This window comes from Cytobacillus sp. S13-E01, from assembly GCF_029193815.1.
Lineage (GTDB): Bacteria > Bacillota > Bacilli > Bacillales > Bacillaceae_L > Bacillus_BV.
This window is the reverse complement of record NZ_JARFVC010000022.1, coordinates 44,147-59,894: the sequence shown is the minus strand read 5'-3', so window position 1 is coordinate 59,894 and position 15,748 is coordinate 44,147. Positions and strand designations below refer to the sequence as shown.

The following is a 15,748-nucleotide window of genomic DNA, read 5'->3' as shown; positions in this document are numbered from 1 at the left end:
TTGCTTTTGTTCGATGGATAGTCCATCTAGCAACCAACGAAATTGGCGAGGGCTGATGTTTTTGGGGGTCTTATCATTTTCCGATGGCCAATGGAAGGTACCTTTTTCCAGCCGGCGATAATAAAGCCAAAACCCATTATTTTCCCAATGAAGGATTTTTAACTTGTCTCGCTTCCGATTACAGAAAACGAATAGACTGGGCGAAAAGGGATCAAGTTCAAAACATTCCTTCACGATGGCAGCTAGCCCATCAATCGATTTGCGAAGATCTGTACTACCCCGCGCTAGATAAACCCTTTGAAATTGGGAATTGGTTAACATTGGTTTTTAAGCACATGGACAACATCTGATAATAGATCCATGTTGGCTCCAGGTGGTACCTCAACTGTGATCGTACCAAAATGAAGCAGAACAGAACCCTGCCCCGAAGGGGGTGCTTCTTCATCAACCTGAACAGTGAACCATTGTGCCGCAACGGGTGTCTGTTTAGAACCGCTGTTACTTTCAAATTGCCGTATCCAGTAATACATTTGGTGGATTTTAATTTCTTGATGTTGGCACCAATCCACTACACTCTCTCCACTCTGTTTCCAGGCTTCGTATCGTGCTTTCCATTCTGTTCTTTTTTCCTTAAGGGTCATAGAAAAACCTCCCAATATGATTTCTAGGGAGATTATCTCATGGACTCACTATTAATAGAATGTGGGCTGTATTTGACGCTTACCCTAAACAATAACAAAAAGCCATCATCTGATGGCTTTTTGTTACGAAGTAAGAAAGTATAAAAAGTAAAAAGTCTGTACTTAATTTAGTGGCTAGCTCCGGGCGCCCAGCGCTTTTCTTAAAAGATAAGAAAGTATAAAAATTTGTACCAAGTTTTAGTGTCTAGCTCCGGGCGCCATCGACTCTATGGTATAAGCCAATCCGTCTGGAAGGTCAAAGAACAACCTTCCAGACGGCTCGTCTTATGCTTGACTTGCACAGGATGTGCTGATGTCGATGTTCGCCACAGGACGTGGCGGGTTTTAATCGACGCGCCGATAGGCGGGCGCCCTGCGCTTTTCTTGTTATGCTCCAGGAAATCCACTTTTTAGTACAGTCATAAATGTGAACCAACCGAAAACAGCTACAGTTCCGGTTGCAAAAAGTAACCCGAGTAGGTTTTTTGAACGTAGAGAGCGAAGTATTCCAAAAGCCGAAAATATCGTTACTAATGCGAAAATAATTACAAGACCCATTATTACGCCTCCTTACTTTTCATGAAGTTTTTAAGATGTCAGATACAAACCTAAGAATATGATTCCGACGACCGAGAAGCTATTTTAAAATTTATAAGCATTCTCATACTATTGCCTATTTTTTAAATATCTACAGCATATGTAGTGTACAGACTCATTCGTCTATTATTTTAATCGTTTTCACTAAGTTTGTCGAGGTTAAAAAATGAAACTTCTATATCATATGCTTTTGCAAAACCATTGATGAGATCAATAAAGTTTCTATCTATTAAATAGTAATTTGTTTCATTTACCGATTCTATCCCTATAAGATATTCTTCGATCTGGTAAAGGGCCATTTTAAGTTGTTCTAGATCTCCTTTTTCAATTGAAAAGGCAGCAATCATTTCTCGGAACAAATAAACGTTATCACTAAGAGAACGAAAACCATAGTCAGTAAACTGATCTGTCATATCAGGATTTTCAACCTGAATTATTTCAAATAAATCTTCAAATAGATCTTTTGAATTAAGATATTCCTGTACTGTTCTTGCTTCTATTTCAGTTCCGACAATAAGCATTTGTTGATCGTGATCTATAATGTTAGCGATGGTAGCAACTTCCTTGACGACACCTGCAATAGGGCCTGATAGTGTATCTTTAATAATACTCATTTCAACTCCAAATCTTGCTTTCATAATAAGTCCTCCATTTAACCTCTTAATAGTTCGCTTTTTAGAAGTGTTTTCGTATAGCTGTTCTTAGTGTAAAATAGAAGGAAAAGATCCGCAATGGAGGTAATCATAATGAAATGGCAACGAATCCCACTAGGTCCATTATCCACAAATGCGTACATATTATCAAATGAGCACAAAGATTGTGTAGTTTTTGATCCAGGTGGAGAAGCGCAAAAATTGATTTCACTACTTAATCGTCAGCAATTAAAACCAATTGCTGTGCTTTTAACACACGCTCACTTTGATCATATAGGGGCAGTTGATGATGTTAGGACGAAATTTAATATTCCGGTCTACATTCATACAAATGAAAAGAAATGGCTTGGTGATCCTTCATTAAATGGTTCACGTTTTTTTATGGGGAATGAAATTAGCATTAACGATGCAGATCATCTCATTAAAGAGGAAGGTACAATTGACGTCGGGTCATTTACGTTTGAAATTTTCCATACACCAGGGCATTCGCCAGGTAGTGTTTCATTCTATTGTAAAGCTGTAGAGGCTGTATTTTCAGGTGATGCTCTTTTTGCAGGTAGTATAGGTAGAACTGATTTACCTGGTGGAAATTCAGAACAATTGATTTCAAGTATACATAAAAAGCTGCTTACTTTACCTGAAGAAACGGTTGTTTTATCTGGTCATGGTCCAGAAACAACGATACAAGCAGAAATGGATGACAATCCATTTTTACATGGGTTTTAAAAACCAAAAGGCGTAAGGCAAAATAGAAGAGCCTTTCTCAACATGTCGAGAAGGGCTCTTCACAGGGGATGTTCTATTTAATCATAATGGGAGGGAATATAGTTAAGCTACTAATTTAAAGTTATAACAAAGTTAATACTATGTCAATAGTGGAAACTTCGCAAAGGTGATGAAATGATAGACTATTTAAAAAAGCATATTAAGCAATCAGAAAACAGCTATATTACATATGATGAATTTATAAGTAAAGCGTTATATGACCCCGAGTTTGGCTACTACATGAAAGAGAAAGAAAAGGTTGGCAGACAAGGTGATTTTATTACTAGTAGTAACATATCTGATGTATTTGGGAAGCTATTCGCTCAGGTTTTTTTGAAGTTGATTGAACAGGAAAAAGTGAAACCCTATATATGTGAAATCGGCGGAGGGAATGGTCGATTTGCACATGCGGTATTAACAGAATGTAAAAAGCTATCTCCTACTATTACTAAAAAACTTACGTATTGCATGATTGAAAGTAGCCCGTATCACCTTTCATTGCAAAAAAGTATTCTTCCTGCTACAAGTGTTGAGTTTTTTCAAAGCCTAGATGAGATGAGAAAACAATACCGGAGTTTTAATGGAATTATTTTTTCAAACGAACTTTACGATGCTTTTCCAGTTAAGGTGATCGAAAAACGCAATAATGGTTTGTACGAAGTAATGGTTGGGCTAAACGCCGGAGAACTATTAGAAGAAAAGACAGTCCCACTGACGAATAGTCACATAATCAGATACCTTAATGAACAACAAATAGACCTGAGTAATGGTCAGAGGTTTGAGGTTCCACTTGCAATGGTAGGTCATATAGAAAAAATGGCTGGATGGGTGGACAAGGGAATTGTTTTTACGATTGATTACGGATACACACATAAAGAATGGATGTTGCCTGAGCATAAAAAGGGGAGCTTACGAGGGTATTATCAACACAATTTACAAACTGATCCGCTAATACATCCCGGAGAAATGGATTTAACGACACATATTCATTTTGATTCGCTAATTTACTATGGAGATAAAGCAGGATTGAACTTTATAAACAAATTAAGGCAGGACCATTTCTTGCTTGGAGTCGGTATCCTAGATTATTTACAAGATCATCATGATCCAAATCCTTTTTCAGAGGTTAGTAAACAAAATCGTGCTCTTCGTTCACTTATAATGGACGGAAGTATGAGTGCAGCCTTCCATGTAATCATCCAGCAGAAAAATGTAAGTGTGGACTGGAGAAGTATAATTAAAAATAGGTGAGAAAAAAAAGCGATGTAAACATCGCTTTTTTTAATGAGCCCCTGGAACCATCATAAATGTTGTCCAATAAGTAAAGGCAGCAAAGAATATAGTTAAATATGCGCCAAAAATGTAGATATACATACGCTCAGACAATTTCAAATAACTTAAAAGAATAAAGAATCCTGTTTGGCCAAAGAAAAGTAAAGCAGTTTGCTCCATGTCGCCAATGAAAAACATAACAGCAAAAATACCTGTCCAGAATCCTAACACTCGGAACATACGATCCATATGTATCCCTCCTTTTCACCTCTAGTCCATCACTTATCTATTATAATGTACAATTTAATGAAAAGTAAATATTACTTTGTGATAAAGTATAACTTCACACAGTTGATTGTCCACTATTGTGAAGTTAGAGGGATAAATGCATGATAACTGCAAGAGTTGCAACCAGTCATCATATTTTCTTGTTCAACTAAATCAACATCTGTAAATAAAACAGTAAACATCCCCTTTAAAAAAGCAAAGTGCGTAGAACATACTATATCATTATGTCTAGCAGCTATTTCTTTAAAAGGACAATTATAAATTTGGAAAAAGATTTTAGTCTTATCTATATTGTGATTGAATTCAGGATAAAAACCAGCCATTGTCGATGCTTCTTTTAAAACGTTTAGCTTTTGCTCAAATGTTAACTCAAGTGGAGACGTTGTTTGATGTGGTAATTGTGTTTTGACAAGTTCTTCGCCAAACTTCTTTCCTGTTTCAAAGAGTGCTTTCTCTCCAACATTTCCAAGGCTCATCATAGTTTGAATTGCAATACTAGCCAAAAGTTTATAATCACGGGCAGGAAAATGAAGCTCAATAACATCGTCAGATAATTTATATAGTCTGCTCGGCCTACCGCCTTTTCCAGTTTTCTTCGTTTCCGAAATGAGCATGTTTACATCTTCTAACTTTGATAGATGTAATCTTGCAACATTCGGATGAATATTAAACGAATCTGCTATCTCTTGGACGGTAACTTCACCGTGCCGCTTTGTCACAAATTGATAAATATTAAAACGAGTTGGATCTGATAATACGTTTGTTATCTTTAATGTTTGTTCCATCCATTTCACCCCTACCCCCTACTTATTGGTATCATTATAATACAGTCAACTATCATATTTAAGGTGTTTGTAGTGTTTGTTCTAAATTGTTCACAATTAATTATATGAAATTGACATATCTTCACTACTTAAACATGAAAGAGCTGACTCAGACATGGAGTCAGCTCTTTTAAAAGAAATGTAAGTGTAAATTTTGGAACCTAGTTCTGTTGTCTAGCTCCTGGTGCTTTTCTTAACTGGGCTAGCTGGATTCGAACCAACGCATGACGGAGTCAAAGTCCGTTGCCTTACCGCTTGGCTATAGCCCACTGAAATACTATGCAAGCTAAAAAATAGGTTTGTAGCGCAGTACATAAATTATATTTGCCAATTGTGCTAAAAATATACTTGGAATTTTAAAAGAAAAAATAGGTATATAGTACAATTTACTTCCAAAGACTATATTTATAACTACCAAAAAGGGGTATTGAAAAATGGAGTTTGATTGGATATGGAAAGCGGTACTAATTGTTTTAGCGGGTACATTATTATTAAGATTTGCAGGTCGAAAATCGATCTCACAAATGACGTTAGCACAAACCGTTATAATGGTTGGAATTGGGTCATTATTAATTCAACCTGTTGCTGGAAAAAGTATTTGGGTTACTTTTGGTGTTGGAGGAGTTTTAATAGTAACACTAATTGTGATGGAATACGGGCAAATTAAGTCAGATGGTATAGAAAGCCTAATTACCGGGAAATCAAAAATAATAATTGAAGACGGTACCTTAAATGAAAAAAATCTGAGGAAAATGAGATTAACAGTGGACCAGCTTGAGATGAAGTTAAGGCAAGGAAATGTAGCAAAAATTTCGGATGTGAAATGGGCTACATTAGAACCGAATGGGCAATTAGGTTATACATTAAAAGATGACATGCAAACTGCTACAAAAAAGGATTTAGAGCAATTACGAACTGATTTTCAATGTCTACATGATTTGATTAACAAACGTTTACCAAATGTGAAATTGGTTACTCAATTTAATCAACCAGTGGCTAACTCAAGTGGTGATGTGACCAATCAACCACAAAGTAATAATCAACAAGACATTTTTTCAGAGGTTGAGGATAAATCGCATGAAACATCACCGCCAAAGTACTTACAGTAAGGAGAATAGTTGTATTTTGAAGCAGGTAGATGTTCCTGCTTCTTTTAGTATGGAAAGGAAAATGTGAACAAATTGTGAACGATGTAGCAAGTTTAAAAAAAATTTAAAATAAATAAAAGGAATATGTCAATCTTTGTAGAAATATGTAAGTGTAAACACAGTTAAATAAAAGAAGAGGTGGTTAAAATTGAATCCAATAGAACAATTGGGAGATCGTTTTTTGCAGGACGCATTTGCAAGTAGTGCCTCTGACATCCATTTTGTTCCCCGTAAACATGATGCAATTGTGCAATTTCGAATGGATAATGATTTAATAACTAAAGAAATCATTCCAAGAGAGAAATGTGAAAGACTCGTATCGCATTTTAAATTTTTAGCAGAAATGGATATAGGCGAGAGGCGAAGGCCACAAAACGGTGCATTATCCACTGTAATAAATAATCATCTATTAAGTTTACGACTCTCGACATTACCCACAGCATATGATGAAAGTTTAGTCATCCGAATACTTCCACAAGATACCCTATACCCATTATCACAACTCTCTCTTTTCCCAAACACGACCAAAAAACTGATATCTCTTCTCAAGCATTCCCATGGTTTAATCATCTTTACCGGACCTACAGGTTCAGGAAAAACAACGACACTTTACTCCCTATTAGGTGCCACGAAAAAACTCTATAATCGGAACATCATCACACTAGAAGATCCTATTGAGAAAAAAAGCGAAGATGTATTGCAGGTACAAGTAAATGAAAAAGCAGGTATCACGTATGCAATTGGTCTAAAGGCAATCCTACGCCATGATCCCGATATTATTATGGTTGGAGAAATCCGTGATTCTGAAACCGCCCAAATTGCTGTAAGAGCGGCACTTACAGGGCATTTAGTGCTTACAACGATGCACACTAGAGACGCCAAAGGAGCCATTTACCGACTTCTGGAGTTTGATGTTTCGCTACAAGAGATTGAACAAACTATAATAGCGGTCGCAGCTCAACGTTTAGTTGAATTAAAATGTCCTTTCTGTGAGGGGAAGTGTTCCTCCTATTGTAAGAAAATGAGAAAAATACGCCGTGCGAGTGTTTATGAACTATTGAATGGGCGTGCTCTTTCAGAGGTAATGAAGGAGGCGAAGGGAGAATCCTCCGTTTATAATTACCGCAAACTACGAGATGTTATTAAAAAAGGTATTGCACTTGGCTATTTACAGCCTGAAGAGCTAGATCGATGGGTGTTTAAAGATGAACAATAAATGGCTAATACAAGAGCAAGCTGTATTTTTAAAGAGGTTAGGAGAGTTGCTTGAAAATGGCTATCCACTATCACAAGGAATTGAATTTTTACAGCTCCAAGTGCGTGATAAAAGCAAACAAGACTTAGAGAAATGTCTTGTAAAGCTTAAGGAGGGGAACACATTTTATAGTATATTAGTTGATCTCAAGTTTCATAAAGATGTATTGGCCTATCTATTTTTTGCTCAAAAGCAAGGGGATATAAGCTTTGCTTTACGAGAAGGCAGTGCGATTCTAGAAAGAAGGGTTGAATATCTTACTAAAATTAAAAAGATCCTCCGCTATCCCCTATTCCTTGTGTTTTTTGTTGGTTGTATGTTTATTCTGGTTGAACGATTCCTTTTGCCTCAGTTTCAACAATTGTACACATCAATGAATTTAGATTCTTCCTTCTTCGTCAACGCATTGTCTTACTTTTCAACATTTATCAAACTGCTTCTATATGGGATAATCAGTAGCTGCATCTTTCTCCTCACATTTTACTTTCTTAAATTTAAGAACCTCACAGCAGTTATACAAATGAAACTAGTAATGAAAGTCCCATTGCTAAATAGATTAATTGTTTTATTAAACTCCCATTTCTTCTCTGTTCAGCTTAGTAATTTATTGAAAGGGGGATTATCAATTTATGAATCGATAACGGCTTTTGAAGAGCAAAATCATTCACGATTTTTTCGCGAAGAAGCAGTTGTGATAAAAGAACAACTATCAGGAGGTGAACGATTAGATTGGATTATTGGCAGTAGGAATTATTTTGAAAAGGAGCTTGCTTTGGTCATTTTACATGGCCATTCACATGGGAGTTTAGACAAAGAACTGTACCACTACAGCCAATTCACTCTCGAAAGATTAGACGGGAAGATCTCATCTTTTCTTAAAATATGCCAACCCATCTTATTTACAAGCATAGGGCTCATCATTGTATTTATGTATCTAACCATCATGTTACCCATGTTTAAGCTTATAAATGCCATTTAAAATTAGGAGGAAAAAGGATGAATCAAAAAGGCTTTACCCTGATCGAGATGATAATCGTTTTGTTTATCATTTCAATTTTATTATTGATTACCATTCCAAATGTAGCTTCACAAAATGCAGTTATTAAAAGTAGGGGATGTGAAGCATTAATTAAGATGGTACAAGCTCAGTTACAGGCACATGAGCTTGATGCGGACAATATTAATACCGATGGAACATACACTGCTCCAACTTTAGAACAACTAAAAACGGAAGGCTATATTGAAACAACGTCATGTCCTGGTGGTAAGTCATTAATCATTAATCCTACGACAGGAAAAGTAGAAGAAAGCTAACATGCACCAGACAGTGGCAGTGCCTAATCAAAAAGGTTTTACCCTCATCGAAGTTCTTCTCGTACTCCTAATTATCTCCACGTTAACTTCGTTGACATTAATCCAATTCAAACCGATTTTTGATTCTAAAAAAATAGAGTATTTTTTTGAAACGTTTGAGAATGATTTATTATTTGCCCAGACCTATGCAATGAGCCACAATGAAACGGTTTATGTTTACTTTACTGTGAATGAACACCAATATAGAGTTTTAGCAGGTTCCACTCGCAGGCAAATTCTATCCCGTGAATTTAGTAAAGATATTAAGTTAGAGTACTCCAATTTAATACCAGGAGTTGTTTATCTTGCAAATGGAAATTTATCAAAATCAGGATCACTGGTCTTTAAATATAAAAAAGATGTATATCAAGTAACATTTTTGCTTGGGAAAGGTCGTTTTTATGTTAAAAAAGTGTGAACGTGGGATAACCATGCTAGAAGTGCTTGTTTCATTCTCCATTTGGCTATTACTGATACTTACTTTGGTTCCGAGTCTTATTTTACTAAAACAAGAAAGAGATAATATTCAAACATTAAATAACGGAAACCAATTATTATATGAGGAGCTAATAAGCTACAAGGAAGATCGTAGTTTGAAGCAGAATTCAACAATTATTAGAGGTGGTACAAGCTTCATACTTACATGGGACTTCACTAGCGATACATCGATTGTAACAGCCTGTGTTTCATGGGAGGACAAAAGGAACAGGATGATAAAAAGGTGTGGGTATTCAAGACAATGAAGAATGAAAAAGGTTTTACTTTAGTTGAAATGCTACTATCCTTTTCTATGATGCTGGTCATTCTTACATTTTTAGTTATGATGTTACAGCTTCTGTTTAATGAAAGTGAAAGGGACTTTAATCAATTAGAATGGGAAGTATTTATCCAACAAGCTAAGTATGAAGCACAAGGTTCAAATACGATTTCATTGAGAAATAACATAGTCACATTCGCAAGGTACAATGGAGAAATGGTAAGCTATGAACCTTATCAACAAGTTATTCGAAGAAGAGTTAATGGAACTGGACATGAAGTTCTCCTTCAAAACGTAAAAAGTGTGAAATATGAAGCGACGTCAAATGGAATTATCATTGAAGTAAATGATAAATATAAAGCGCGAATTTCCTCAATCATTCCAATCGAGGTGAAATAATCTGAGCAATGAAAAAGGCTTTATTTTACCAACGACATTACTCATTTCATTCCTGTTTTTCATCGTATTCACCCACCAACTCAATTCCTATCTCACAGAGAAGAAATTTTACAAGGAAATCGAGGAGTTGTATAAAATCGACAACCTTCAACGTTTAGCTATAAACGATATTGTGAGCATACTGGAAACAACAGAACCAGAGAATATAGCATATGCATACTTTTATTATCCTAATGGTACGGTGAAGTATTCAACGCAAGTTTTATCAGAGCAATCGGTATTGATCACTTTAAATTGTGAAACCTTAAATGGCAGAAAATCAAATGTTAGGGTGATGTATGATGTGAATGATAAGGTTTTAAAGGATTGGACAAAATATTAGCGTTTTCAGATCACTATTAAAACTAAGCATCTAGTTAGGTTAGCGCTTAGTAATGATAAACCTGTCCAACAGTCAAAAAATATAGTATTATAATCAAAAGTACTATGGGGGCAATTTAGGTGAAAGCAATTTATTTAACAGGCTTTATGGGAGCGGGGAAAACTACGATTGGTCGAGAACTCGCAGGATTTTTAGGCTGTCAAGTTATTGATACTGATGAGTATATTGAAAAAGATGTAGGCAAGAAAATCCGAGCCATTTTTGAAGCAGATGGAGAAGCGACATTCCGTACGTATGAAAGAGAATATTTGCGAAAAGTACCAACTACTGATGTGATTGTAACAACTGGCGGGGGTCTGGTCATTCAAGAGGAAAATCGCGAATGGATGAAAAAACAAGGTATCGTGGTTTATTTACACTGTGAGCTTGAAACCATTCTAGAACGACTAAAACATGATACAGCAAGACCATTAATTGATCATAAACAGCTAGAAAGTGCCAAAAAACTATTTAATAGTCGGAGTAAATTCTATGAGGAAGCAGATATTATGATTGATACTACTTCAAAAACCATTAATGAAACAGTGGATGAAATTGTAAAGCTGGTTAAAAGTAATCGGAAATGGGAAGAATAAGAATAAAAACAGAGTGGGTGGTGTTTTTATGTCTCCAAACGATTACGTCAAATTTATGACCCAACAAATTGTTAGTTATATTGATAAACCAAAAGAAATGCGGAAAGAAACGAGATTACAGCGAAAAACTGAACGTACCCCATTTGTAAACCACTGGTTTGGTGTTATTCCATATGGGTTTCAGTTGTTTTTTAAAAAAAGTAAAAGTAAAAAGAAAAGAGTGACGAAGTAATTTACTAACGGGTTCCCTTTTGAAATGCAAAAGGTGAAAAAACAGGGTATATAACTTACAAAAAAGGCGTGGCAATTCGCCATGCTTTTTATATTTCGTTAAACCTAAATAAAACCCAAAAATTTATAGTGTTTAAGGTATATAAATAATGTCCTTAAAATCAAGGCTCTGTTATTATTCATTGTTGAATTTCGTGTAGGAATAAGAATTCATAGGCGGAGAATTTCCCGCTAATGTATATAGTAGAGGCTTAAGATGCAGATATAAGTGGTGATATTCCGATTAACTGTTCTAAATAAGACAAAATCCAAGGATTTGGATAATATAAACGGAAAACTTCCCTTATTTTTTGGAAAATATGCGTATTTACCAATTTAAACGGAATTTTTCCGTTTATTTTTTAAACACGGTAAAAACAGCATTTAGTTATAATGGAGCCAAAATTCTGATAATCCGATCTTATACATAATTCAACATAGTAATTTACATCTATTTAGCAATCCAATTATCAGATAGAGAATTGCTATTCGCAAATAGTTATTTTTACATGCGATTTTATATGTTAAATTGCAAAAAAAACATTGATCAAGCAATAAAAAATAGGGTGAGAAAATCACTACGATTTCGCACCCTATTTGCATTGTGATTTACTGTTTTGCACCTTTAAAGGGAACCCGTCAGTAATTTACTTTGTTACTCTTTTTTTGAATTAAAAATCTAAATAGGACCTTGATTCACACCCCACAACAACTAATACATCATCTCTATAAACTGCACGTCCTTAACAGTCTTTGTTTCCAAATCATAAACGATTGTTACATGGACATTATACTCTCGTCCATATTGCTTGATTGAAAACGTAAATCGTTCAAGCCCAGTTCCATCTTTCTTCTTTTCTCTCCAGATATGTTGATAATCCAGTATTTTTGCAGCGGGATACTTTTTCTGAACTTCCTTCATTGCTAATTTGCCCCATTTTACAGGAACCTTCCCAAGTTGTGATTGGGCTGAAACCTTTTCGGGTTGTAAAACGTATGTATAATGATTGGTAAAAATAGACACAAACATCATTAGTAATAATACTTTTCTAAAAATAGGAATCACCTCATTCTTTAGTTTCTACATATTTTTCCTATTTATTCAAAATGAGGTCAATCATGACAGCCGAAAGAAGAAACTTGTAGTTACGAACACTTTGTCTGATACTACAAGTTTTTATTTTTTGGAATGGAATAATGATCTTTCGTACATATTAAAGCTATGTGAACAGTCATAATTCATTAGGAGGCCAGTATGAAAAAGCTATTTATACTTAGTATTTGCGCATTTGTTTTAATGGGATGTGGCGGTGATAAAGAAGAAAAAGCAAAAACAGCCAAAAAAGACGAAAAAACAATCATACAAGAAGAAGGTATTGCTCGTATTCAGGCGCAAACAGAGCTGGGTACACTTGGCTTTACACCTGAGGAATTACAGGAAAACTGGAACAGCGCCCAAGACGAAATGAAGGAAGAAGATTCCTATCAAATTAAACAATTAAACGTGACAAATGGCGAATTTAGAACCGATGTTGGAGAAGGTGTAATTTTAGAAGGAATTGTAAATGAAGAAACAAACGAAGTATCAAAGCTTTCTGTGATCCGAAAAGAAGTAGAAGCAGAACAACTTTCACAATCATTACACCAATTTGAAGACACAATTGCGTCATTTTTCTTACTCGTTGCAGTTACCAATAAAGAAGAAAAAGTCAGTGAAGAGCAAATCAATACAATGGTTCATGACTTAGTGATCTTAGAAACGGATAAAGATATGCTAGATGCTGAATCATCATTAAATAATGTAACGTATATGGTGGAAGAAAATGAGCGTGGACTAGTCATGACGGCAACGCAAAAAAAGGATTAAATCAATAAAGCGACCAGATTCAAATTTGGTCGCTTTTTCATAATAAGAATTAATATGTGAAAGTGTAAAAATTTATACCTAGTTTTAGTATCTAGATCCGGGTGCGCCTTGCGCTTTTCTTTAAAAGGTAAGTATAAAAATTTTACCTGGTTTTGGTGTCTAGCTCCAGGCGCCATCGGACCTGAGGTCATAAGCCGATAGGCGGGCGCCCCGCGCTTTTCTTACGTGTTGCATAGATAACATATTGTTTAGGATCATTTAGATAGTTCGTTGCCAACACGAGTAATTCTTGTGTAGAAGTCGATTTCAACATGGAAGTATTATTAGCTTCAACAACTTCAATTCTTTCTATATTGTACGTAAAACTGCCATAAGGAAGGCTAACCACCAAATTATCACCAGCTTTAAGTTCGTTAATTCGTTTAAAAACAGGATAATCTTGGCCTAATAAAACCATTTGATTATCTTCATCAGGAAGAGCTGAACCGATGTAATGGCTAACCCCACGCTCTACTTTTTCATTCGTTTCAACGATTGGTAGCTCTGAGTTTAAACTAGGTATTGCTAATATACCAATGGCATCACCTTTATTCGGAGCGAAGTTTATTTTTAGGGAGCGATTTTTCAGTACCTTATATGCATCCGAAAGGCTGTTAGCCTGTGCCTGTACACTGTGAATATATTTAAAACTTCCGATACAACCTAACAGAATTATTACAAAAGTGAATAAAATCGTGTAACGTTTAATCATATATCTCCTTTATCTTTGAGAGAATTCCCTTTTGATAGTTTAAAAACGTAACTGGTGATATTCTAAATCTCTAGCTTTCGTTAATAAGAGTCCCCACCTGTTCGACAACTCCATTTTCGACTTCCCTATTATAAGAAAAGCGCAGGGCGCCCGCCTATCGGTTTATGACCTCAGGTCCGATTGCGCCTTGCGCTAGACACCTTAAACTAGGTACAAAATTTTATGCTTTCACATATAAATTCTGAATTGGCTAAAAAATATTCACCTTATCCCCCATTATTCCAATCATCAAATTCGGGTCTACTTTTTTTCCAATGCCTAAATCGAATAAAATCTCGATACTCGCGAAAATCGTCCTTACTCATACCATCATTAATTGCCTTTTGGATAATTGACTTCCATTCCTCATCCAAAATATCTACTCCAGGTTCCGCTTTTTTAGCATCAATACTCTGGCCGATTATGTATTCAACAGATGTTTCAAGTGGTGCTGCTATTTTTACTAAAAACTGTAATGAAGGATTATTTTGGAGATTACGTTCGATATAGCTTAAATAAGACTTGGACACTCCAGCCATTTCAGCTAGCTCAGTTATGGAGTATCCTTTGTGCTGACGCAACCTTTTTATGCGATCTCCAACCATAGGTTTCTCCTTGTTCTACAAGAATTTCACTTCTATTCTTAAACCTTTCCTATAAAGCGTATATAAACATAGTTTACTACTATAAATTCATTATACAGAATATATTGTTCTTTTGAAAGAACAAATTAAATAAAATATCGAAAAACTTTTTATCAAAAAATTCCATTTTTATATTGTTCACTTTGACATCCTATGATATAGTAACAACAAAATTCTTTATAAAGAACAAAATGTTCTATGAGTTCAATACATAAGAGGTGAAATGATACAGGTGAAGCACATAGGTGACAGAATAAAAGAACTACGAATTGAACATGGTATGACATTAAAAGAATTGGGAGAAGCAATCCAATTTAATTACAGTAACTTATCAAAAATTGAACGTGGTAGCCGTAAACCAGCAATTGACTTCCTTGAAAACCTCTCTAACTATTTTGATATTGAGATTTCCTATTTTTTCGGTGAACAGAAATCAACTGTTAACGAGCTAGATCCTAATTCATTAGACCTAGAGATTCGATACTTAGCTGAAGAGATGAAACAAAAAAACATATCGATCGAAGAGTTAAAAGACCTAGCAAGTACGCTTGGGAAGATGAAAAACTATAGTTCATAAGAACCGATTGAAGTGAAATAAATGTGAAAAAAGGTATTGACATGTTCTTAATACAGAACTAAACTATGTGTAGATAGTTTTCCAGATTGAACAATAAAGTTATTTATTTATATTTTTTACTTATTTGTTCTTTAAAACGAATTGATTGAATGTTCAACGACAAAATTTTTTATTTAAAATGTTCTTTATTAAGAATCAATTGTACTTTAAATAAAGTTTTGGTGATGTCTCCTTGCCATTATCTATGGAGGCACTCGGTCATGCTGTGGGTTGAAATAGTACCTTAGACGCGTTTGTTGTCAGAAGTGTGGTGTGAGGGTGGGTTAAATGCCCATATTTTTATTAATGTTTTTAATTATATGGTTTAACACATAGACCATATAACTAAGAACTTTAATGTTCAAAATAACCATTGAGGAGATGTAAGTTGTTAATGAAAGATTTTGATAAATTTCCGAAATCAATTAAAAAAGCAGTAAGGTATATCAACCAAGATGCAACAAAAGAACAACTAGAAGATATAAAAAAACTAATTGAGTATGCCATTGAAAGAAGATCGTTAACTCTCGAGTAGGAAAATGCGTATTGAAAG

24 protein-coding genes and 1 tRNA gene are annotated in these 15,748 nt (G+C 35.1%); 15 read left to right on the top strand and 10 right to left on the bottom strand.

Features of this window, described 5'->3' with window-relative positions; all coding sequences use genetic code 11:
- From tnpB to PY093_RS14055, 4 genes are all read right to left on the bottom strand, one after another.
- Nucleotides 1-321, bottom strand: a 321-nt coding sequence (tnpB, locus tag PY093_RS14070) for an IS66 family insertion sequence element accessory protein TnpB (protein ID WP_275646489.1), incomplete at its 3' end; no start/stop codon positions are given.
- A complete protein-coding gene (gene tnpA, locus PY093_RS14065) occupies nt 315-641 on the bottom strand; it encodes an IS66 family insertion sequence element accessory protein TnpA (RefSeq protein ID WP_275646488.1) in 327 nt (108 codons plus the stop codon). The genes tnpA and tnpB, both read right to left, overlap by 7 nt.
- Before the next feature lie 426 nt (nt 642-1,067).
- Complete coding sequence (locus PY093_RS14060; RefSeq protein WP_275646487.1) at nt 1,068-1,238, bottom strand: DUF2759 domain-containing protein; 171 nt, start codon at nt 1,236-1,238, stop codon at nt 1,068-1,070.
- 170 nt (nt 1,239-1,408) lie between these two features.
- Nucleotides 1,409-1,915, bottom strand: a complete 507-nt coding sequence (locus PY093_RS14055; RefSeq protein ID WP_275646486.1) for a hypothetical protein — start codon at nt 1,913-1,915, stop codon at nt 1,409-1,411.
- A 108-nt stretch (nt 1,916-2,023) separates the two neighbouring features.
- Between PY093_RS14055 and PY093_RS14050 the strand changes: the two genes are divergently transcribed.
- Entirely contained in the window at nt 2,024-2,656 is a 633-nt protein-coding gene (locus PY093_RS14050; RefSeq protein WP_275646485.1) for an MBL fold metallo-hydrolase, read from the top strand.
- A 174-nt stretch (nt 2,657-2,830) separates the two neighbouring features.
- Nucleotides 2,831-3,946 (top strand): class I SAM-dependent methyltransferase, encoded by a 1,116-nt coding sequence (locus tag PY093_RS14045; RefSeq protein WP_275646484.1) that lies wholly within the window; start codon nt 2,831-2,833, stop codon nt 3,944-3,946.
- Nucleotides 3,947-3,976: 30 nt separating this feature from the next.
- Here the strand turns inward: PY093_RS14045 and PY093_RS14040 are convergent, their stop codons facing one another.
- The 3 genes from PY093_RS14040 to PY093_RS14030 form a co-directional block, all read right to left on the bottom strand.
- Nucleotides 3,977-4,216, bottom strand: a complete 240-nt coding sequence (locus PY093_RS14040; protein WP_275646483.1) for a DUF2626 domain-containing protein — start codon at nt 4,214-4,216, stop codon at nt 3,977-3,979.
- 113 nt (nt 4,217-4,329) lie between these two features.
- On the bottom strand, nt 4,330-5,040 hold the full coding sequence (locus PY093_RS14035; protein ID WP_275646482.1) for a helix-turn-helix transcriptional regulator: 711 nt from the start codon (nt 5,038-5,040) through the stop codon (nt 4,330-4,332).
- Between the two features lie 236 nt (nt 5,041-5,276).
- Nucleotides 5,277-5,348, bottom strand: a tRNA-Gln gene (locus PY093_RS14030).
- Nucleotides 5,349-5,513: 165 nt separating this feature from the next.
- On the opposite strand from PY093_RS14030, the gene PY093_RS14025 reads away from it, so the two are divergent.
- From PY093_RS14025 to PY093_RS13980, 10 genes are all read left to right on the top strand, one after another.
- On the top strand, nt 5,514-6,188 hold the full coding sequence (locus tag PY093_RS14025) for a DUF421 domain-containing protein (protein WP_275646481.1): 675 nt from the start codon (nt 5,514-5,516) through the stop codon (nt 6,186-6,188).
- A gap of 187 nt (nt 6,189-6,375) precedes the next feature.
- A complete protein-coding gene (gene comGA / locus PY093_RS14020) occupies nt 6,376-7,443 on the top strand; it encodes a competence type IV pilus ATPase ComGA (RefSeq protein ID WP_275646480.1) in 1,068 nt (355 codons plus the stop codon).
- Nucleotides 7,433-8,461 (top strand): competence type IV pilus assembly protein ComGB, encoded by a 1,029-nt coding sequence (comGB, locus tag PY093_RS14015; RefSeq protein ID WP_275646479.1) that lies wholly within the window; start codon nt 7,433-7,435, stop codon nt 8,459-8,461. Before comGA ends, comGB begins: the two co-directional genes overlap by 11 nt.
- Nucleotides 8,462-8,478: 17 nt before the next feature.
- Entirely contained in the window at nt 8,479-8,796 is a 318-nt protein-coding gene (comGC, locus tag PY093_RS14010) for a competence type IV pilus major pilin ComGC (protein ID WP_275646478.1), read from the top strand.
- A 1-nt stretch (nt 8,797) separates the two neighbouring features.
- Complete coding sequence (gene comGD, locus PY093_RS14005; protein ID WP_275646477.1) at nt 8,798-9,253, top strand: competence type IV pilus minor pilin ComGD; 456 nt, start codon at nt 8,798-8,800, stop codon at nt 9,251-9,253.
- Complete coding sequence (locus PY093_RS14000; protein ID WP_275646476.1) at nt 9,237-9,578, top strand: type II secretion system protein; 342 nt, start codon at nt 9,237-9,239, stop codon at nt 9,576-9,578. Before comGD ends, PY093_RS14000 begins: the two co-directional genes overlap by 17 nt.
- The gene (gene comGF / locus PY093_RS13995; RefSeq protein WP_275646475.1) at nt 9,557-9,991 is read left to right on the top strand and encodes a competence type IV pilus minor pilin ComGF; all 435 of its coding nucleotides are present in this window, start codon (nt 9,557-9,559) and stop codon (nt 9,989-9,991) included. Before PY093_RS14000 ends, comGF begins: the two co-directional genes overlap by 22 nt.
- A 1-nt stretch (nt 9,992) precedes the next feature.
- A complete protein-coding gene (gene comGG / locus PY093_RS13990) occupies nt 9,993-10,373 on the top strand; it encodes a competence type IV pilus minor pilin ComGG (protein ID WP_345774242.1) in 381 nt (126 codons plus the stop codon).
- Nucleotides 10,374-10,492: 119 nt separating this feature from the next.
- Nucleotides 10,493-11,008: a shikimate kinase gene (locus PY093_RS13985; RefSeq protein ID WP_275646474.1), complete on the top strand. Its 516-nt coding sequence runs from the start codon at nt 10,493-10,495 to the stop codon at nt 11,006-11,008.
- Between the two features lie 28 nt (nt 11,009-11,036).
- Complete coding sequence (locus tag PY093_RS13980; RefSeq protein WP_275646473.1) at nt 11,037-11,240, top strand: YqzE family protein; 204 nt, start codon at nt 11,037-11,039, stop codon at nt 11,238-11,240.
- Nucleotides 11,241-11,990: 750 nt separating this feature from the next.
- Here PY093_RS13980 and PY093_RS13975 read toward each other — a convergent pair.
- On the bottom strand, nt 11,991-12,308 hold the full coding sequence (locus PY093_RS13975) for a DUF3889 domain-containing protein (protein ID WP_275646491.1): 318 nt from the start codon (nt 12,306-12,308) through the stop codon (nt 11,991-11,993).
- Nucleotides 12,309-12,533: 225 nt separating this feature from the next.
- Here PY093_RS13975 and PY093_RS13970 point away from each other — a divergent pair, with 225 nt between their 5' ends.
- On the top strand, nt 12,534-13,145 hold the full coding sequence (locus PY093_RS13970) for a hypothetical protein (RefSeq protein ID WP_275646472.1): 612 nt from the start codon (nt 12,534-12,536) through the stop codon (nt 13,143-13,145).
- A 187-nt stretch (nt 13,146-13,332) separates the two neighbouring features.
- Here PY093_RS13970 and PY093_RS13965 read toward each other — a convergent pair whose 3' ends face one another.
- Together PY093_RS13965 and PY093_RS13960 are read right to left on the bottom strand one after the other, a co-directional pair.
- Nucleotides 13,333-13,896 carry a sortase gene (locus PY093_RS13965; RefSeq protein WP_275646471.1) on the bottom strand — a complete coding sequence of 188 codons (564 nt, stop codon included), beginning with the start codon at nt 13,894-13,896 and terminating at the stop codon, nt 13,333-13,335.
- Nucleotides 13,897-14,162: 266 nt separating this feature from the next.
- Nucleotides 14,163-14,540 (bottom strand): helix-turn-helix domain-containing protein, encoded by a 378-nt coding sequence (locus tag PY093_RS13960; protein ID WP_275646470.1) that lies wholly within the window; start codon nt 14,538-14,540, stop codon nt 14,163-14,165.
- Nucleotides 14,541-14,802: 262 nt separating this feature from the next.
- Between PY093_RS13960 and PY093_RS13955 the strand changes: the two genes are divergently transcribed.
- Both PY093_RS13955 and PY093_RS13950 read left to right on the top strand, forming a co-directional pair.
- Entirely contained in the window at nt 14,803-15,156 is a 354-nt protein-coding gene (locus tag PY093_RS13955) for a helix-turn-helix domain-containing protein (RefSeq protein ID WP_275646469.1), read from the top strand.
- 427 nt (nt 15,157-15,583) lie between these two features.
- The gene (locus tag PY093_RS13950; RefSeq protein ID WP_275646493.1) at nt 15,584-15,730 is read left to right on the top strand and encodes a hypothetical protein; all 147 of its coding nucleotides are present in this window, start codon (nt 15,584-15,586) and stop codon (nt 15,728-15,730) included.
- The last annotated feature ends 18 nt before the right edge of the window (nt 15,731-15,748 follow it).